The sequence below is a fragment of the Streptomyces sp. NPDC094448 genome, assembly GCF_044763775.1.
Classification (GTDB): domain Bacteria; phylum Actinomycetota; class Actinomycetes; order Streptomycetales; family Streptomycetaceae; genus Streptomyces.
The window spans coordinates 447351-465635 of sequence record NZ_JBIWGU010000004.1; the positions used below are offsets into that span (position 1 = coordinate 447351).

Annotated in this window: 20 protein-coding genes; 14 read left to right on the forward strand and 6 right to left on the reverse strand. The window is 72.0% G+C overall.

The features are described 5' to 3' along the window. Window positions 1–45: 45 nt before the first annotated feature. Both ACIQ9E_RS10610 and ACIQ9E_RS10615 read right to left on the reverse strand, forming a co-directional pair. The gene (locus ACIQ9E_RS10610) at window positions 46–1188 is read right to left on the reverse strand and encodes an NADH-quinone oxidoreductase subunit D (protein WP_403705052.1); all 1143 of its coding nucleotides are present in this window, start codon (window positions 1186–1188) and stop codon (window positions 46–48) included. A 121-nt stretch (window positions 1189–1309) separates the two neighbouring features. Next, window positions 1310–2332 carry an SAM-dependent methyltransferase gene (locus ACIQ9E_RS10615; protein ID WP_403705055.1) on the reverse strand — a complete coding sequence of 341 codons (1023 nt, stop codon included), beginning with the start codon at window positions 2330–2332 and terminating at the stop codon, window positions 1310–1312. Between the two features lie 372 nt (window positions 2333–2704). Here ACIQ9E_RS10615 and ACIQ9E_RS10620 point away from each other — a divergent pair, with 372 nt between their 5' ends. The 3 genes from ACIQ9E_RS10620 (at window position 2705) to ACIQ9E_RS10630 (ending at window position 5317) form a co-directional block, all read left to right on the forward strand. Beyond that, window positions 2705–3901, forward strand: coding sequence for a sensor histidine kinase (locus ACIQ9E_RS10620; protein ID WP_403705058.1), 1197 nt, complete (start codon window positions 2705–2707; stop codon window positions 3899–3901). A 65-nt stretch (window positions 3902–3966) separates the two neighbouring features. After that, entirely contained in the window at window positions 3967–4653 is a 687-nt protein-coding gene (locus ACIQ9E_RS10625) for a response regulator (RefSeq protein WP_403705061.1), read from the forward strand. Window positions 4654–4714: 61 nt separating this feature from the next. Then, complete coding sequence (locus ACIQ9E_RS10630; RefSeq protein WP_403705064.1) at window positions 4715–5317, forward strand: AAA family ATPase; 603 nt, start codon at window positions 4715–4717, stop codon at window positions 5315–5317. Window positions 5318–5340: 23 nt separating this feature from the next. On the opposite strand, the gene ACIQ9E_RS10635 is transcribed toward ACIQ9E_RS10630, so the two are convergent. Continuing rightward, window positions 5341–6468 (reverse strand): DUF5937 family protein, encoded by a 1128-nt coding sequence (locus ACIQ9E_RS10635; RefSeq protein ID WP_403705066.1) that lies wholly within the window; start codon window positions 6466–6468, stop codon window positions 5341–5343. Between the two features lie 92 nt (window positions 6469–6560). Here ACIQ9E_RS10635 and ACIQ9E_RS10640 point away from each other — a divergent pair, with 92 nt between their 5' ends. Continuing rightward, complete coding sequence (locus ACIQ9E_RS10640; protein ID WP_403705069.1) at window positions 6561–6755, forward strand: hypothetical protein; 195 nt, start codon at window positions 6561–6563, stop codon at window positions 6753–6755. Between the two features lie 53 nt (window positions 6756–6808). Here ACIQ9E_RS10640 and ACIQ9E_RS10645 read toward each other — a convergent pair whose 3' ends face one another. Beyond that, complete coding sequence (locus ACIQ9E_RS10645) at window positions 6809–7015, reverse strand: DUF397 domain-containing protein (RefSeq protein WP_403705072.1); 207 nt, start codon at window positions 7013–7015, stop codon at window positions 6809–6811. Then, a complete protein-coding gene (locus ACIQ9E_RS10650) occupies window positions 7012–7851 on the reverse strand; it encodes a Scr1 family TA system antitoxin-like transcriptional regulator (protein ID WP_403705075.1) in 840 nt (279 codons plus the stop codon). The genes ACIQ9E_RS10645 and ACIQ9E_RS10650 overlap by 4 nt, the downstream gene beginning before the upstream one ends. 403 nt (window positions 7852–8254) lie before the next feature. On the opposite strand from ACIQ9E_RS10650, the gene ACIQ9E_RS10655 reads away from it, so the two are divergent. The 5 genes from ACIQ9E_RS10655 to ACIQ9E_RS10675 all read left to right on the forward strand — a co-directional run bounded on the left by ACIQ9E_RS10655 (window position 8255) and on the right by ACIQ9E_RS10675 (window position 10776). Next, window positions 8255–8791: an NUDIX hydrolase gene (locus ACIQ9E_RS10655; RefSeq protein ID WP_403705078.1), complete on the forward strand. Its 537-nt coding sequence runs from the start codon at window positions 8255–8257 to the stop codon at window positions 8789–8791. Window positions 8792–8924: 133 nt separating this feature from the next. Further along, entirely contained in the window at window positions 8925–9743 is an 819-nt protein-coding gene (locus ACIQ9E_RS10660; protein ID WP_403705081.1) for a phosphotransferase, read from the forward strand. A 131-nt stretch (window positions 9744–9874) separates the two neighbouring features. Further along, a complete protein-coding gene (locus tag ACIQ9E_RS10665; protein ID WP_403705084.1) occupies window positions 9875–10183 on the forward strand; it encodes a hypothetical protein in 309 nt (102 codons plus the stop codon). Next, window positions 10180–10377 (forward strand): hypothetical protein, encoded by a 198-nt coding sequence (locus ACIQ9E_RS10670; protein WP_403705087.1) that lies wholly within the window; start codon window positions 10180–10182, stop codon window positions 10375–10377. Before ACIQ9E_RS10665 ends, ACIQ9E_RS10670 begins: the two co-directional genes overlap by 4 nt. A gap of 78 nt (window positions 10378–10455) precedes the next feature. Beyond that, window positions 10456–10776 (forward strand): hypothetical protein, encoded by a 321-nt coding sequence (locus tag ACIQ9E_RS10675; protein WP_403705090.1) that lies wholly within the window; start codon window positions 10456–10458, stop codon window positions 10774–10776. 92 nt (window positions 10777–10868) lie between these two features. Here ACIQ9E_RS10675 and ACIQ9E_RS10680 read toward each other — a convergent pair whose 3' ends face one another. Then, window positions 10869–12032 carry a threonine aldolase family protein gene (locus tag ACIQ9E_RS10680; protein WP_403705093.1) on the reverse strand — a complete coding sequence of 388 codons (1164 nt, stop codon included), beginning with the start codon at window positions 12030–12032 and terminating at the stop codon, window positions 10869–10871. A 280-nt stretch (window positions 12033–12312) separates the two neighbouring features. Between ACIQ9E_RS10680 and ACIQ9E_RS10685 the strand changes: the two genes are divergently transcribed. Genes ACIQ9E_RS10685 through ACIQ9E_RS10705 form a run of 5 tightly spaced genes read left to right on the forward strand, consistent with a single transcriptional unit; the run spans window position 12313 to window position 18098 of the window. After that, window positions 12313–13284, forward strand: a complete 972-nt coding sequence (locus ACIQ9E_RS10685; RefSeq protein WP_403705096.1) for a Rossmann-like and DUF2520 domain-containing protein — start codon at window positions 12313–12315, stop codon at window positions 13282–13284. Further along, complete coding sequence (gene panC / locus ACIQ9E_RS10690; protein WP_403705099.1) at window positions 13281–14402, forward strand: pantoate--beta-alanine ligase; 1122 nt, start codon at window positions 13281–13283, stop codon at window positions 14400–14402. The genes ACIQ9E_RS10685 and panC overlap by 4 nt, the downstream gene beginning before the upstream one ends. Further along, window positions 14399–16222, forward strand: coding sequence for an L-aspartate oxidase (locus ACIQ9E_RS10695; RefSeq protein WP_403705102.1), 1824 nt, complete (start codon window positions 14399–14401; stop codon window positions 16220–16222). The genes panC and ACIQ9E_RS10695 overlap by 4 nt, the downstream gene beginning before the upstream one ends. Further along, the gene (gene nadC / locus ACIQ9E_RS10700) at window positions 16219–17298 is read left to right on the forward strand and encodes a carboxylating nicotinate-nucleotide diphosphorylase (protein WP_403705105.1); all 1080 of its coding nucleotides are present in this window, start codon (window positions 16219–16221) and stop codon (window positions 17296–17298) included. The genes ACIQ9E_RS10695 and nadC overlap by 4 nt, the downstream gene beginning before the upstream one ends. After that, entirely contained in the window at window positions 17298–18098 is an 801-nt protein-coding gene (locus ACIQ9E_RS10705; RefSeq protein ID WP_006347480.1) for a type III pantothenate kinase, read from the forward strand. Before nadC ends, ACIQ9E_RS10705 begins: the two co-directional genes overlap by 1 nt. The last annotated feature ends 187 nt before the right edge of the window (window positions 18099–18285 follow it).

Below are 18285 nucleotides of genomic sequence, written 5' to 3' on the forward strand. Positions count from 1 at the left end.
CTTCGAGTTCTCCCGCTGCTCGGCCCTGCCGGACGCAGCGTGTCGCTACTTGTCGATGTCGCCGACGACGAAGAACAGCGACCCCAGGATCGCCACCATGTCCGCGACCAGCGTCCCCGGCAGCAGCACCGCCAGCGCCTGGATGTTGTTGTACGACGCCGAGCGCAGCTTCAGCCGGTAGGGCGTCTTCTCGCCCCTGGAGACCAGGTAGTAGCCGTTGATCCCGAGCGGGTTCTCCGTCCAGGCGTACGTATGCCCCTCGGGCGCCTTCAGCACCTTCGGCAGCCGCTGGTTCACCGGCCCCGGCGGCAGTTCGGCCAGCCGGTCGAGGCAGGCGTCCGCCAGGTCCAGGGAGTTGTGCGTCTGCTCCAGCAGCACCTCGAACCGGGCCAGGCAGTCCCCGTCGGGCCGGGTCACGACCTTCAGGGTGTCCGCGAGTTCCCCGTACGCCAGATACGGCTCGTCGCGCCGCAGGTCGAAATCGACGCCCGAGGCACGGGCGATCGGACCGCTGACACCGTACGCGTGGACCGCGTCCGCGCCGAGCACCCCCACGCCCCTGGTCCGGCCCCGGAAGATCTCGTTGCCGAGCACCAGCTTGTCGTAGACGTCCATCCGGGACCGTACGTCGGCCACCGCGTGCCGCACCCGGCCCGCCCAGCCCGCCGGAAGGTCCTCCTTCAGCCCGCCGACCCGGTTGAACATGTAGTGCATCCGGCCGCCGGACACCTCCTCCATCACCGTCTGCAGCTCCTCGCGCTCCCGGAAGGCGTGGAAGACGGGCGTGATCCCGCCCAGCTCCAGCGGATAGGAGCCGAGGAACATCAGATGGTTCAGCACCCGGTTCAACTCGGCGAGCAGGGTCCGGAGCCAGACCGCCCGCTCCGGCACCTCCATACCGAGCATCCGCTCGACGGCCATCACGACGCCCAGCTCGTTCGAGAACGCGGACAGCCAGTCGTGGCGGTTGGCGAGCATGATGATCTGGCGGTAGTCGCGTGCCTCGAAGAGCTTCTCGGCGCCGCGGTGCATATAGCCGACGACGGGTTCGGCGTGCCGCACGATCTCGCCGTCCAGCACCAGCCGGAGCCGGAGCACCCCGTGGGTGGACGGATGCTGGGGCCCGATGTTGAGCACCATGTCGGTGCTTTCCGCGGTGCCGCCGAGGCTGAACGTCGTCTCCGTCATGGGCTCAGTATCTCCCGCTGTACGGCCCGCCGGATCGCCCGCCGGATCTCCGGCTGTACGGCCCGCCGGGTCCGCCCCCGCTCTCGCCGTTCCCCGCCGTCGCCGCGGTCCCCGCGCCCCGTCACCGTACGGGCTGGTGCAGCCAGAGGAAGTCGCCGAGACCGCCGCGGGCGAGCAGTTCCCCGGCCTCCCCGGCCGCCGACAGCGCCCGCAGATACGCCCCCGGATCGGTGGCGGCCAGCGCCAGCGGCGGCCGGGCGCCGGTGACGCCGAGCGCGGTCAGGGCCTCGCGCTGGGTGGTGAGCCGGGCCCCCGGCAGGGCGCAGGAGTCCAGGGCGACGTGCGAGGTCAGATCGCAGGTGCCGTCCGGTACGGGGGGTACCTCGCGCCCGCCGCGGAAGCCGGTGAGGGTGCCGTACGGGGGCCGGGCCCCCGCGAGGTGCCCGTAGTCGACGGCGACCGCGAGCCCGGCGCGCAGAGTGCCGACGGCCGCCGCCCAGGCCTCGTCGCGCGGCCGCCCGATCTCGGCCCGCGTCCCGGGCCCGTCCGGCGGCCACCAGCGGGCCAGCCACTTGGCGTCCGCACCGGCGACCGGCGCGCCGAGCCGTTCGCTGCCGTCGGCCCGGACCTCGACCAGCCGGGATACGCCCGCTTCGTCGGTCTCGGCGATGTCGACGGGCACGTTGTCGAGCCACTCGTTGGCGAACAGCAGCCCGCTCACCCCCTCGGGCGGTGCTGCCGTCCAGACGATGCGCTGGTCGAGACCGGCGGGCCGGGGCGCCAGCTCCACGGCGTACGCCCGGACCGGAAAGCCGTCGGGCAGGGCCGCCAGCACCCCGCGGACCAGTTCGCCCCGGCCCGCGCCCAGATCGACGAAGGCGGGCGGCCCGGCGGCGGGGTCCAGACCGGCGGCCGTCTCGACGAGCAGCCGGGCGACGGCGGCGGCAAAGAGCGGGGAGGCGTGGACGGAGGTACGGAAGTGACCTGCGGGCCCCTCGGGACGGAGATAGAACCCGTCCGGGTCGCCGTAGAGGGCCCGCTCGGTGGCCTCCCGCCAGCCGAGCCACCCGCCCCCGGCGGATCCCGGGGCGCCGGGCCCGTGCGCGGGTACGCCCTCATGGCCCGCGGCCCGGTGCTCGGGCACGCCCTCCCCGCCCCCGTGGCTCCTGCGGGCGGCGCCACCCGGGCCGGACGCCATCGGGCCACCCCCGGCTGGACCCCCGGATGAAACGTGTCGTACTTCACTTTCGTCCGGGTGACACCCGGCTTCGCCGCCGCTCACCATCAGGAGTTCCCTCCGGTCCCTTCCGTTCCCGCCGTCCGGACCGCCGAACCCCCGCCCCGCCCGCTCACCCATCCGCTGCTCAGGGCCCTGACCAGCGGACTCTCCCGCCACACCGTTGGTCTCCTCGTTCGCCACGCCCAGCAGTCTCCACCTTGTGGAGTATGCCCCCGCGGCCGGTATCGCTCTGACGGTTGACCTCTACACCTGTCGGCCTTCCCTACGCTGGGTTACGTGCAGCGTTTTTACGACTTCCTCCGCAGACACCCCACGGGCGTCGACTGCTTCTGGGCCGTCGTCCTCATGGGGTTTTCGGTCCTGGTGTGGGCCGAGCCGGCCGGCCCGGTCGAGCGGTCATGGGTCATGCTCCCGCTCGGTGTGGGGCTGAGTCTCGTCGTGGCGCTGCGCCGCAGGATGCCCGAGAAGATGCTGCTGCTGGCGGCCCTGATCGGGGTCGTCCAACTGGTGACCGATGTCGAGCAGGGTCCCGGCAACTTCGCCATGCTGGTGATCATCTACACCGTCGCGGCCCAGTCCACCTCGCGGTGGGCCTCGCGGTTCGCGCTGATCGGCGGGTTGAGCGCGGCCACGTTCTCGCAGATCCGCTGGCCGCAGCCGGATACCACCGCCCTCGGCCAGATCTTCATCACCATCATCCTGACCGTGCCCTTCGCCCTGGCCTGGGTCCTCGGTGACTCCATCAGGACCCGCCGCGCCTACTTCGCCGAGCTGGAGGAGCGGGCCCACCGGCTGGAGAAGGAGCGCGAGGCCCAGGGGAAGGTCGCCGTGGCCGCCGAACGCGCCCGGATCGCCCGCGAGCTGCACGATGTCGTCGCGCACAACGTGTCCGTGATGGTGGTCCAGGCCGACGGCGCCGCATACGTTCTCGACGCCGCCCCCGACCAGGCCAAACAGGCCCTGGAGACGATCTCCACCACGGGCCGCCAGGCGCTGGCGGAGATGCGGCGGCTCCTCGGCGTACTGCGCACCGGGGACGGCCCCGAGAGCGGCGAGTACGTACCGCAGCCCGATGTCCAGCAGATCGAAGACCTGGTGGAACAGGTCCGCAGATCCGGACTGACCGTCGACTTCAAGATCGAAGGGACGCCGCGGCAGCTCCCGAGCGGGGTGGAGCTGACCGCGTACCGCATCGTGCAGGAAGCCCTGACGAACACCCGTAAGCACGGCGGGCCGGAGGCGGGGGCCAGCGTCCGGCTCGTGTACTTCGACGACGGGCTCGGACTGCTCGTCGAGGACGACGGCCGCGGCGCGGCGCACGAGCTGTACGAGGACGGCGGTTTGGACGGGCAGGGCCACGGGCTCATCGGCATGCGGGAACGCGTCGGTATGGTCGGCGGCACGCTGGACGCCGGCCCGCGCCCCGGCGGAGGGTTCCGGATCAGCGCGCTGCTCCCCCTCCGTACCGCCTGACCGTCCGCCCCCGCCCCCGCCACGCACACGCCGGCTCACTACACAGATATGAGGAACCAGCAGACATGTCCATTCGGGTGATGCTCGTCGACGACCAGGTGCTGCTGCGGACCGGATTCCGGATGGTGCTCGCCGCCCAGCCGGACATGGAGGTCGTCGCGGAGGCCGGGGACGGCGCGGAGGCGATCGACATCCTCCGTGCCACGGCGGTCGACGTCGTCCTGATGGACGTCCGCATGCCGCGGCTGGACGGGGTGGAGGCCACCCGGCGGATCTGCGCCGAGCCGAACGCCCCGAAGGTGCTGATCCTGACCACTTTCGACCTCGACGAGTACGCGTTCTCCGGGCTGAAGGCGGGGGCCAGCGGGTTCATGCTGAAGGATGTGCCGCCCGGGGAGCTGCTGGCGGCGATCCGCTCCGTGCACAGCGGGGACGCGGTGGTGGCGCCGTCGACCACCCGGCGGCTGCTGGACCGGTTCTCGCCGATGCTGCCGAGCCACGGTACGGAGCCCGCCAACAAGGACATGGAACGGCTCACCGAGCGCGAACGCGAGGTGATGCTGCTGGTCGCGCAGGGCATGTCGAACGGCGAGATCGCCGCGAAGCTGGTGCTCTCGGAGGCGACGGTGAAGACGCACGTCGGCCGGATCCTGACCAAGCTGGGGCTGCGGGACCGGGTCCAGGTGGTGGTGCTGGCGTACGAGTCGGGGCTGGTGCGCGCGGGCGGCGGCGGTCCGGTCGGCGGGCGCTGAACCGGGCGGGCGGCTCGGCAGGGTCCGGCTCGGCAGGGCCGGGCTCGGTAGGGTCGGGCGCATGCTGCTGTGGATCAACGGCCCCTTCGGGGGCGGCAAGACCCAGACCGCACACGAGCTGCTGCGCAGGCTGCCCGGCGGCTTCGTCGCCGATCCGGAGCGGGTGGGCTTCGGGCTGCACGGTATGACCCCGAAGGCCCTCAGAACCGACTTCCAGACCTATCCGGCCTGGCGGCAGGGGGTTTTCGAGGCACTGGACCGTACGTTGCGGTCGTACCGGGGAGTGGTCATCGCGCCCATGACGGTGGTCGAACCCCGCTACTTCGACGAGACCGTCGGCCGGCTGCGGGAGGCGGGCCACGAGGTGCGCCACTTCGCGCTCCTCGCGGAGCGGGAGACGGTTCTGCGGCGGCTGCGGGAGCGCGGCCTGGGGCGCGGGCTGAAGACCGAAAGCTTCGCGGTGGGGATGCTGGACCGCTGTCTGGAGGGGCTGCGGGATCCGATGTTCGCGGAGCACATCCGTACCGACGGGATCGGGGTGCCGCAGGTCGCGGACCGGATCGCGGCCTCGGCGGGCCTGGCGCTGCGGCCCAACACGGACGGGCCGCTGACCCACCGGCTGCGGAAGGCATGGACGGGCCTGCGGCATATCCGCATCGTCTGAGCGGCCCGCCTGCCGGGGGGCTGTCAGCGGAGTACGGCCTCCAGGAAGTCGCTGCCGAGCCTGGCGACGACGGCGACATCGAGCTGGTGCAGTACGTAGCGGCCCCGGCGCCGGGTGGTGATCACCCCGGCCTTCTTCAGTACGGCCAGATGGCGGGAGACTTCGGGAGCGGTGATGCCGTGCGCCTCGGCCAGCTCGCTGGTGGTGTGCGGGGTACGCGCCAGATTGCGGCAGAGCTGGATGCGCATGGGGTGCGCGAGGGCCTCCATCCGGAGCTTCAGCAGCTCGACGGAGCCCGGGCCGGTGAACTCGGGACCGCCGCCGACCGGGTACAGGATCACCGGCCGCCAGCCGGGGGCGTGCAGCACCAGGAGATGGGGCCTGCCGAAGACCGAAGGGACGAGGGTCAGCCCGGTGCCGACGGCCGGATCCACCGCGGTGGTCCGGCCGGAGACGAGCTTGTCGACGGTGATCCGGGTCAGCCCCTCGTCCACGGAGACCGCGGGCGACACGGCGTGCAGCGCCTCGGTGAGGCCCTTGTGGCGCAGGATCTCCGCCTTGTGCCGGGCGTCGGCCGCGAGCTGCGGCGCGACCCGGCTCCAGGCGTCCGCGAAGAACGCCTCGTCGCAGTCCTCCAGGAGCCTGCGCAGCCAGGCGCGGAAGGCCGGAAGGTCCTCCAGGAGCTGCCGGGCGGCGGCCAGCACCTGGGGGCCGCGGGCGGCGGCCAGGGCCAGGGTCCGGTCGCGGTGCACCGGATCGCCCAGGACGTCGCCGCCCTTCCCGTACGACATACCGCAGGTGAAGTCGAGGGCGGCCGCGGCGAACCGCTCGTCGTCGAGCCGGTCCACCAGGTCCAGCTCCTCGGCGAGCGTGGCGCCCGGCCGCCGGGGGGACGACAGCAGCCCCGCGAAGGGCATGAGCACATCGGAGTGGGTGGTCTGCCAGAGGAATTCGCCCTCGTGGAGACGGTCCGCGAGATCGGGAGAGAGCCCGGCGGCGGTGGCGGTCGCCCAGCCGTGCAGCCCGGGGTGGTGCCCGGGCGTGGACAGGGCGTGCAGGGCCATCCCCAGCTCCGCGAGGGGGGAGATCTCGAAGGCGGTCTGCTCCCGGGGGAGCCCGGCGATGTCGATGGTGACGCTCACGCATCCCATTCTGCGGGCCCGCCGAGTCCGTCGGGACGACGGTTGACGGGGGTCGTCAATCGACGTGACGGAGCCGGAGGGCCGGGCGGAGCGTGAAGGACATGAACGCTCTCCACCAGCACATGATCGACAGCTACCGCGCCACGGCCCACGGCACCCGCCTCCCGCCCCGCCCCGGCACCCTGGACTGGCAGGCCACCCGCGAACTGGCCTCCCAGGCCCCCCTGGCCCGCCGCCGCAGACGCTCGCTGCGGGAGCGGTGGGCGGGAAGGGGCGGCTCGGGGGAGCGGGGGTGAGCACGGCCGAGCCCCGTACGGAACGGGTCCGTACGGGGCTCGGGGCGCGGGTCCTAGAGGTCGGCGCTCCGGGCGAGCGCGACGAGTCCGGCGAAGGCGTCGACGGAGACCGTGAGTATGGGACCGGTCGGGCATTTGCTGTCCCGGACCGGGACTATGCCGGAGGCGGTGGCGTGCGCCGGGGCCCACTCGATGCAGGAGCCGCCGTTGTTGCTGTAGGAGGATTTGACCCAGTGATGGTTTTTGCGTTCCGTCGTCACGGAGTGCCCCTTCGTAGCTGGTGAATCATGCCGACTGAATCTGCCTCTGACAGCGAGGTGGCCTGTAGCTGATGGTATGCCCTGACCAGCGGCAGAACGGAATTTGGTTCACGGTCCAGGTACCCCTGCGTCTGTGACTCAACGTACGACATCACCGATCTGTCGGGGAGGGTGAGCAGATTGACCAGCCTGTCGAACGGGCGTCGCTCACCAATGTCGAATGGGGCGATGTGGAACACGACATGTGGTAGCTCGGCAAACGCCGTCAGCCTTGCCAGCTGTTCATCCATCACGGCCTCCCCGCCAATAGGGCGGCGGATACAGCTCTCATCCAGCACCACGATCATGATGGGAGGCAGAGGGCGAACCAGCGCGGCTTGTCGGTCCAGAAGCACCTGCACTCGTCGGTCTGCTTGCTCCCGCGTAACGGTGCCTCGTCTCACTGCGCTGTCGGCCAAGGCTTGCGCGTACGCCCGAGTCTGAAGGGGGCCGGGGATCAGGCCTGACTCGAAGAGCCGGATCTCTGCGGCTCGCCCCTCGTGGGCCAGGTACTCCGGGAAGCCCTCCAACAAGACGCCGTACTTTATTTCTCGGTACTGCTGCTCGAAGGTGTCCACCACTCCAACTTGACCGAAGACCACATCCAGACTTCGCGAGAAACGTAAAGTTGGCATCTTGCGACCAGTTTCGACGTGCGAAATCAAGGCAGCCGAGCACTCCAATCGAGTGGCGAGATCTTGTTGCGTCCATCCTCGTGCCTCGCGCGAACTGCGCACTCGGGCACCGAAGGCAGCTTGGCGGCTTGCTTCGGGAGTCAAGATCTTCCGGTTGACCATGAGCGCACCAACTTTACTTACCTGGATGTCAGGTTGAACTGTTCTCCAACCGTAGGTCACGCTGACAGCCCTTGGTAGCAAAGCCGCTACAACGAGGTTCAGCCGCACCAAATGGCCTTGTTGACGCTGCCCTTTTGGCGAACGGCTCTGCTCCGTCCGAACAGACGCACCCATAGGGGCATCCGATGGACTGGACGCTGAAACGTGTACCGGCCGAGGACGTCCGAGCGCACATGACGTGCCTCTCGGGATCCCGGCCCTGCCGGGCGGAGCCGCCGGCTCGGCCCAGCCGAATGAGCGCCACCGATGTGGCGGATTGGGCCTGGAAACACACCCTCGCGACCGGGCATACGCGATTCGAACTGATCGTGTCGAGCCTTGTGGAATGCGAGGTCCGGGCCCGATGCGAGTGACCACCGCGATGCCGGACCCCGACCACGTCCCGCCGGTTGCCGCCGCCGTCATCACCCGGCCCATGGACGGGCGCATCGTGCTCGTCCGGCGCCGTGTCCCGGAGGGCGACCTCTCGTGGCAGTTCCCCGCCGGGAAGGTCGAGGCGGGAGAGAGCCCGGAAGAAGCCGCGGTACGGGAAGCCCGCGAGGAGGTCGGGCTGAATGTGTCGGGCCTGGTACGGATCGGGGCTCGCGATCATCCGCTGACCGGCCGCCGCATCGTCTACGTCGCCTGCGCGTTCGTCTCCGGCGCCGCCGGAGTCGCCGCCCCTCGGGAGATCGCCTACACGGCGTGGGTCCCGCCCTTTCTGCTCGACACCTTCGCCCCCGGCGTCTACGAGCCGGTCCGGCGATACCTCGGGCTCGGCAGGGCAAAGCCCGTTCCCGGGCCGTCGCGGCGACGGCGTAGTCCTCCCGGAGCCGACCCGGCCCGGGAAGGCATCACACCAACAGAGAGGTTCGGCAATGAATCCGTGGATTCTGAGTGAGTGTGACCACGAGTGGGTCAAGTGGAGCGGAGCGGACCGGTGCCGCAAGTGCGGGACCACGCAGCGCTGAGTCGATGACGAAAGAGGAGGCATCGGGTGGCCGGTGCCTCCTCCAGGACCGAATGAGGAACCGATGACCGAACGAGTCCGGTGGGAAGAGCTGCCGGCCGAACTGCGCGACACCATCCAGGCACACACCGGACCGGTGATCGCATCGAAGAGCGTGGCCAGTGGATTCAACTGCACCGTCGCGCTGGAGATGCACACCCGCGGAAGCGGGCGCCTGTTTCTCAAAGGTGTACGCACATCCGACAAGCGCGGGATGGACAGTCTGCTCCGCGAAGAGCGGATCAACAGCATGGTCGGCGGGATCGGGCCGACCGTCCGCCACCGTTTCGACGCGACCGGATGGCTTGCTCTGGCGTTCACTCATATCGACGGGCGACACGTCGACTACGGGCCGGGAACGAACGACCTGAAGGCCGTCGCGGACACCCTGAACCGGATGTACGACCTGCGAGCACCCGCATTCCCCGTTCCGCAACTGTCCGACCGGTTCGACGTGCCGTTGAAGCCCGGGGAAGCGGAAGCGCTCCATGGCACGCACCTCCTCCACACCGACACGAACCCGCACAACGTCCTGATCGACCGGGACAGTGGCACCGCGTACTTCGTGGACTGGGCCATGCCCGCACTCGGGCCCTCATGGGTCGATGCCGCCTACACGGCGACGTGGCTCATGTGCTTGGAGCAGTCACCCGCTGACGCGCTGGCATGGCTTGCGGGCATCCCCAGTTGGCAGCAGGCCGACCCACAGGCCGTGGAGGCCTTCGTCGAGGTCACGTGCCGCGAGTTCACGGCCGGTATCGGTGCGCAGGATGCCGCCGCGAGCAACGCCCGCTTCCGGCATCTGCTCACCGGCCTGCGCACGCAGCCCGGGCCCCACTCGTAGCCAACGAAGTCACCAACCGGACCGCAGCCCTGTGCTGCCGCGCGTCCGCGAACACAGAAGCGCCCCGAGCGGCCGGGCCTAATCGGTCACTCGGGGCTTGCCGACACAGCTAGTCAGAGAGCTGAACCGACATGCGAGACGTTACAGTTCGCGCCCTCGCCTGGGCGCTGCGCCTGTTACTGCCCGCCCGCGGCCGGCACCGTACCTCCGGACCGGCCGCACCTCCCGCACCCGCCCCCACTCCCGTATCACCGTGGGCCCGGCCCTGGACCGGGCCGAGCGCGGATACCGCCCGCGCGATCTTCACGGCGTACGAGGTGCACGCACTCACTCCCGAGCAGCGCGAGCGCTTCTACGCCACCGCCTGGGCGGAAATCGGCTGGGACTACCCCTACACCGCCGAGTACGTCCACCAGGTCAGGACGGGGGTCGCCGCATGACCCGCGAGGCGCTCCTCAACGACTCGTCCGAATCCTTCCGCACCTTCTGCGTCCGCTGCGGGCGCGAGACCGCCGCACCCGTCGTCGTCGGGACGGTGGAGCGCGCCAGCGGGCCACCGGCCGTCCAGTACGCCTGCCCGCAGGACGCGGTGAAGTACGGCGCCGGGCCGTCACCGGACGATCTGGTGACGTAGCCCCGTAGGGCGGGTGCCTGTCGGTGGGGGGTGGCATGCTGGCCGCCGCCGGGAACGGCAGGGCGAGGGGAGATACGGATGGGTGCCGACTACTACCGGGCCGACAGCGAGGACGGGGACCGGATCGACGATCCGTCGGAGGACGGGCTGTTCATGATGATCAGCGACCTCGACGACTCCGGCAACACCTTCCTCACCGTCCGGCCCGATGTCCCCGCCCCGCACTGGTCCGCCACCGTGACCCTCGTGGGCACGGTGGGCGGGAACGCCTACGAGGTCGTCCGCCGCGACAGTGCGAGGAACGAGCACGAGGTCACCGTCTCGTCCGATATCGACGGCATCGCCCGCGAACTCACCATCTGGATGGCCGCCCGCGGCCGCCCCGGCGCGCCCGCCTGAGCCGACCGACCCAGGGGAGGGACCCCGGGCCCGCCGTCTGAGCCGGCCCGGGGCGGGGCCCGGCACGGCCCAGCGCGCAGGCCCGGGTCGGCTCAGCCGTCCTTCCGCGCCGCGGCTTCCCTCACCACCCGCACCATGAACTCCGCCACCGCCTTCTTCACATCGCCCTCGGTCCATTCCAGGCCCGCCTCGGCGACCGTCACCTCCGACGCCGAGATCCCCGGGACCCGGGACTCCTCGGACCAGGAGTGGAAGAGCGTCGTCCCGGTCTCATCGGACAGGGCGAGGGACGCCGCCATCAGCACCTCCGGCGGATACGGCAGCCACACCAGGAACTGGTGCGTATGCGGTATCCCCGGGTGGACCCGGAACCAGGGCGCGGGGGACTCCCCGAACGCCTCCGCCATCGCCGCCGCGACCACCTTCGCCTGCGCCGCGTACGACGGGAGCTTCGGCAGCTCCCGCTCCAGGCCCACAAGCGCCGAGAGGACCGCGGGGAACTGCTGGAAGACCAGGCCCCCGTACCGGTGGCGCCAGGCGCGGGCCTCCGCGACCACATCCTCCGGGCCCGCCAGTGCCGCACCCGACAGACCGCCCAGCGACTTGTAGAACGACACGTACACACTGTCCGCGAGGGCCGCGATCTCGTGCAGCGGGCGGCCGAAGTGCGACGGGCACTCCCACAGCCGCGCCCCGTCGAAGTGGACCACCGCGTCCCGCTCGCGCGCCGCCTCCGTGACCTCGGCCAGCTCCTCCCACGAGGGCAGCACGAACCCCGCCTCCCGCAGCGGCAGCTCCAGCATCAGCGCCCCGAACGGCTCTCCGAAACCCCGGACCTCCTCGGCCGTCGGCAGCCGGGGCTCCGCCGTCGGATGCACCGTCCGCAGCCCGCTGACCGTGCCGAACGCACCCCGCTCGTGCAGCTCGGGATGGGCCAGCGGATGCAGCGCCACCGTCCGGCTGCGGGTCCGCTCCGCCCAGCAGCGGAGCGCGACCTGCTGCGCCATCGTGCCCGTCGGGAAGTAGACCGCGGCGGGCAGCCCCAGCAGCCCGGCCACCCGGCGCTCCAGCTCCTCGACCACCCCGCTCCCGTACCAGTCGGAGCAGGCGTCGAGATCGGCAACCGCGCCCGCCGCGGCCGTCAGCTCCGCGAGGCGCTCGCCCATCGTCAGGTCCGTCGGCCGCCGCCACAGCGTCCGCTCGGCCGCCCGCCAGACGGCCCTCCTGCCCGTCTGGAGATCCTCTTCTTCCGTCACTGCCGATTCCCCCGTCCCTGCCGCGCGAGGCCGTGCGGACGGACCCCGTCCGCACGGATCCCGGCGGATCCGCCACCGGTCCCTCCGCGATCACCCACGATCGTCCACCCGATCCACCCGATCCACCCGATCCACCCGATGATTCACCAGCCCCCGGCGGCCGTCCACGCCCTGTGGATAACTCGCCTGTGGACAACCGGAGGGGCGCCGACAGCCCTGGCGTAGCATGACGGAACATCGTCCGGTACCCACCGCGGACTGGAACGGAAGGCCCCACCGCGTGAACGCATCAGCCCCCCAGCAGCAACCGCCCGACCCCCGTGACCGCCCCGCCCGGCTGACCGTGGGCGTCGTCGGAGCAGGCCGGGTCGGACCGGCGCTCGCCGCCGCGCTCCGGCTCGCCGGACACCGTCCCGTCGCCGTTTCCGGAGTCTCCGACGCCTCCCGCCGCCGGGCCGCCGAGCTTCTTCCCGATGTCCCCTTGGTCCCGCCCGCCGAGGTGCTCGCGCGCGCGGAGCTGGTCCTCCTGACCGTCCCCGACGACGCGCTCCCCGCGCTCGTCGAAGGACTCGTCGGTACCGGCGCCGTCCGCCCGGGACAGCTCCTCGTCCACACCTCCGGCCGGTACGGTACGGCGGTGCTCGACCCGGCGACCCGGGCCGGCGCGCTGCCGCTCGCCCTTCATCCGGCGATGACGTTCACCGGCACCGCGGTGGACGTCCAGCGGCTCGCGGGCTGCTCCTTCGGGGTGACCGCGCCCGAAGAGCTGCGGCTGGCCGCCGAGGCGCTGGTCATCGAGATGGGCGGCGAGCCCGAGTGGATCGCCGAGCAGGCCCGTCCGCTCTATCACGCGGCCCTCGCCCTCGGCGCGAACCACCTGGTGACCCTGGTCGCCCAGTCGATGGAGTTGCTCCGCGAGGCGGGCGTCGCCGCCCCCGACCGGATGCTCGGCCCCCTCCTCGGCGCCGCCCTGGACAACGCCCTGCGCTCGGGTGACGCGGCCCTCACCGGACCCGTCGCCCGCGGCGACGCCGGTACGGTCGCGGCGCACGTCGCGGAGCTGCGCAAGCACGCCCCGGGGACGGTCGCCGGATATCTGGCGATGGCCCGTACCACCGCGGACCGCGCCCTGGCCCACGGCCTGCTCAAGCCGGAGCTGGCCGAGGATCTGCTCGGCGTCCTCGCCGACGGCCGTGACGGCCGTGACGGCAGAGAAGGGGGCCGCGACGGGCAGGAGGGCGACCGCCCATGAGCCGCGACCTCGACCACGCACCCGACCACGCGCCCGACCGGATGTCCGGCCAAGCGCCGGACCAAGCGCCGGACCAGGCGCCGGACCGGGCGCCCGACGTGCCCCAGGGCCTTGCCCTGCTCCGTACCAGAACCGAACTGCACACCTGGACCACCGCCCCCGGCCAGGCGGACCCCGCGGCCCGTACCGCCGTCGTCATGACCATGGGCGCCCTCCACGAGGGCCACGCCGGCCTCGTCCGCACCGCCAGGGCCCGGGCCGGAGCTGCCGGCCGCGTCGTCGTCACCGTCTTCGTCAACCCCCTCCAGTTCGGCGCGGGCGAAGACCTCGACCGCTATCCCCGCACCCTCGCCGCCGACCTCGTCGTCGCCGCCGACGCGGGCGCCGACGCGGTCTTCGCCCCCTCCGCCGCCGAGATGTATCCCGGCGGGCAGCCGCAGGTCCGGATCACCGCGGGCCCGATGGGCGAACGCCTCGAAGGCGCCAGCCGGCCCGGACACTTCGACGGCATGCTGACCGTCGTCGCCAAACTCCTCCAGCTCACCCGCCCCGACCTCGCCCTCTTCGGCCAGAAGGACGCCCAGCAGCTCGCGCTGATCCGGCGGATGGCCCATGACCTCGATTTCCCCGTGGAGATCGTCGGCGTCGACACCGTCCGGGAGCCCGACGGGCTGGCCCTGTCCAGCCGTAACCGCTATCTGTCGACGGCCGAGCGGCATACCGCGCTCGCCCTGTCCGCCGCCCTGTTCGCCGCCCGCGACCGGCTCGCCGCCCAGCAGGCGCTCTACGCCAGAGCGGCCTCCGGCAAACACCCCCAGGCCCGCGCCGAAGCGCTGTCCAAGATGGGTGAGGCCCGTGCGGCCGCCGATGCCGCTGCCGTCGCCCTCGCGGGCCCCGGCGGCGCCGACGCGGTCCGGGCCGCCGCCCGTACCGTCCTCGACGACGCGACCCGCGCCACCCCGCCGCTGACCGTCGACTATCTGGCCCTCGTCGACCCAGCCGACTTCACCGAGGTCCCCGACGGCCACCGGGGCGATGCCGTCCTCGCCGTCGCCGCCCGAGTCGGCACGACCCGGCTGATCGACAACATCCCGCTGAGTTTCGGAGCCACGCCGTGACCGCCCGCCCCCGCCACCCGGCCCCGGTGCCCCCCGCCCCCGGGATACGGCTCGACGCGCCCGCGCCCGGCTGGGCGATCGACGCCGACGTCGTCGTGGTCGGCTCCGGCGTCGCCGGACTCACCGCCGCCCTGCGCTGCGCCGCCGCCGGTCTCTCGACCGTCGTCGTCACCAAGGCCAGGCTCGACGACGGCTCCACCCGCTGGGCCCAGGGCGGCATAGCCGCCGCCCTCGGTGAGGGCGACAGCCCCGAGCAGCATCTCGCCGACACCCTGGTCGCGGGCGCGGGCCTCTGCGACGAGGAGGCCGTACGGCTGCTCGTCACCGAGGGCCCCGGCGCCGTCCGCAGGCTCATCGCCACCGGCGCGCACTTCGACACCTCCCCCGAGACGGGCGAGATAGAACTGACCCGCGAGGGCGGCCACCACCGCCGCCGGATCGCCCACGCGGGCGGCGACGCGACCGGCGCCGAAATCTCCCGCGCCCTGGTCGAGGCGGTCCGTACCGCCGGTCTCCGCACCATCGAGAACGCCCTCGTGCTCGACCTCCTCACCGACGCCGCCGGGCGCACCGCGGGTATCAGCCTCCATGTCATGGGCGAGGGCCAGCACGACGGCGTCGGCGCCGTCCGCGCCCCGGCGGTCGTCCTCGCCACCGGCGGTATGGGCCAGATCTTCTCCGCGACCACCAACCCCGCCGTGTCCACCGGCGACGGCGTCGCGCTCGCCCTGCGCGCCGGGGCCGAGGTATCGGACCTGGAGTTCGTCCAGTTCCACCCCACCGTGCTCTTCCTGGGCACGGGCTCGGAGGGCCAGCAGCCGCTGGTGTCCGAAGCGGTACGGGGCGAGGGCGCCCATCTCGTCGACGCGTCCGGCACCCGCTTCATGCTCGGACAGCACGAACTGGCCGAGCTGGCGCCCCGGGACATCGTCGCCAAGGCGATCATGCGGCGGATGCGGGAACAGGGCGCCGACCATATGTACCTCGACGCCCGGCACTTCGGCGCGGAGATGTGGGAGCACCGCTTCCCGACCATCCTCGCCGCCTGCCGGGCCCACGGCATCGACCCCGTCAGCGAGCCGATCCCCGTCGCCCCCGCCGCGCACTACGCCTCCGGCGGCGTCCGGACCGACTCGTACGGCCGGACCACCGTCCCCGGTCTGTACGCCTGCGGGGAGGTCGCCTGTACGGGGGTGCACGGCGCGAACCGCCTCGCCTCCAACTCCCTCCTCGAAGGGCTGGTCTTCGCCGAGCGCATCGCCGCGGACATCGCCCGAGTCGGCGCCGACGGTGCTGATGGTGACGGTACGGCTTCCGGCAACGCCCCGGCCCCCGTACCGGCCACCGCGCCCACCGTCCTCCCGCTGATCGACCCCGGCGCCCGCGCCCGTATCCAGCGGACCATGTCCCTCGGCGCGGGTGTCCTGCGCTCCGCCGAGAGCCTCGCGGAAGCGGCCCGCGCCCTGGAGGCGATCCGCGCGGAGGCCGAACCCGCGCCCGCCCCCACGGCGCCCGCACCCACTACGCCCGGACCCGCCCCGGCCCCCGATACCGTCTCCGGTACGGCCAAGCCCGCCGTCCCCGGTGTCGACGCCTGGGAGACCACCAACCTCCTCTGCGTCGCCCGCGTCCTCACCGCCGCGGCACTGGAGCGCGAGGAGACCCGCGGCTGCCACTGGCGGGAGGACCGTCCCGACCGCGACGACCGGGCCTGGCACCGCCATCTGGTGATCCGTCTCGCCCCCGACCGGACGCTCGTTGTCCACCGCACCGAGAGCACCGCCTTTCCCCCGACATCCTCCAGGGAGCACCAGCCGTGAGCACGCCCGAAGAACGTCCGGTCCCCGTGGACGTACCCCTGATCCAGATCGGTGTCCCCGCCGCGGGCGGGGGCTGCGGGGACTCCTGCGGCTGCGGTGGCGCGGCGGACGGCGGAGCATCCGACGACGAGCTGTACGAATGCGGTCTCGACCCCGCCCTCGCCGTCCTCCTCGCCGAGGCCGGTCTCGACCCCGTCCAGGTCGAGGACATCGCCCACCTCGCGCTCAGCGAGGACCTCGACGGCGGCGTGGACGTGACGAGCGTGGCGACCGTCCCCGGCGACGCCGTCGCCACCGGCGACTTCACCGCCCGCGAAGCGGGTACGGTCGCGGGCATCCAGATCGCCGAGGCCGTCCTCTCCATCGTCGCCACCGACGAGTTCGAGGTGGAGCGGCACGTCGCCGACGGCGACCGCGTCGAGGCGGGGCAGAAACTGCTCTCCGTCACCACCCGCACCCGCGAACTGCTCACCGGCGAGCGCAGCGCGCTCAACATCCTCTGCCGTCTCTCCGGTATCGCGACCGCCACCCGCGCCTGGGCCGATGCCCTGGAGGGCACCGGCGCGAAGGTCCGCGACACCCGCAAGACGACGCCCGGACTGCGCGCCCTGGAGAAGTACGCGGTGCGCTGCGGCGGCGGGGTCAACCACCGGATGTCCCTCTCGGACGCGGCCCTGGTCAAGGACAACCACGTGGTCGCGGCGGGAGGTGTCGCCGAGGCGTTCAAGGCGGTACGGGACGTCTTCCCCGGCGTGCCCGTGGAGGTTGAGGCCGACACCCTCGACCAGGTCCGGGAGGTCATCGAGGCGGGCGCGGACCTGATCCTGCTCGACAACTTCACCCCCGGGCAGACCGCGGAGGCCGTGGCGCTGGTCGCGGGCCGCGCGGTCCTCGAATCCTCCGGCCGGCTCACTCTCGACAACGCCCGCGCCTACGCGGACACCGGCGTCGACTATCTCGCGGTCGGCGCGCTCACCCACTCGTCGCGCATCCTCGACATCGGCCTCGACCTGCGCGCACCCGATCCCGCAGGGACCGGCGGCGGCGCGGCGGACCCCCGCGAGGGGACTGCCTGATGCTGCTCACCATTGATGTCGGCAACACCCATATGGTCCTGGGGCTCTTCGACGGCGAGGAGATCGTCGAACACTGGCGGATCTCCACCGACGCCCGCCGCACCGCCGACGAGCTGGCGGTCCTCCTCCAGGGGCTGATGGGAATGCACCCCCTGCTCGGGATGGAGCTGGGGGACGGCATCGAGGGCATCTGCATCTGCTCCACGGTCCCCGCGGTCCTCCACGAACTGCGCGAGGTCACCCGCCGCTACTACGGCGACGTGCCGGCGATCCTGGTGGAGCCGGGCGTCAAGACCGGGGTGCCCGTCCTCACCGACCACCCCAAGGAGGTCGGCGCGGACCGCATCATCAACTCGGTCGCGGCGGTCGAGCTGTACGGCGGCCCGGCGATCGTCGTCGACTTCGGCACGGCCACCACGTTCGACGCGGTCAGCGCGCGCGGCGAGTACGTGGGCGGGGTCATCGCCCCCGGTATCGAGATCTCCGTCGACGCCCTCGGCGTCAAGGGCGCCCAGCTCCGCAAGATCGAACTGGCCCGGCCGCGGAGCGTGATCGGCAAGAACACGGTCGAGGCGATGCAGTCGGGCATCGTGTACGGCTTCGCGGGCCAGGTCGACGGCGTCGTCCACCGCATGAAGCGCGAGCTGAGCCCGCAGGACCCCGACGAGGTCACCGTGATCGCGACGGGCGGTCTGGCGCCGATGGTGCTGGGGGAGTCGTCGGAGATCGACGAGCACGAGCCGTGGCTCACGCTGATCGGCCTCCGGCTGGTGTACGAGCGCAACATCACGCGCCTCTGACGGTCCGGGCGCCCCACCCCGGGCCGCCGGGGCGCCCGGTCGCGGTCCGCTCCGGGCCCCGTACTCCCCGGACCCCATGCCCTCCGCAGCTGCGCCGAGGGGACGCGCCCGGGGAATAGGAATAGCCCGATATTGCCGAAAAATGCGCCTATCGTCGGGCCATGCCCACGCCTTACGGTTCCCGCGG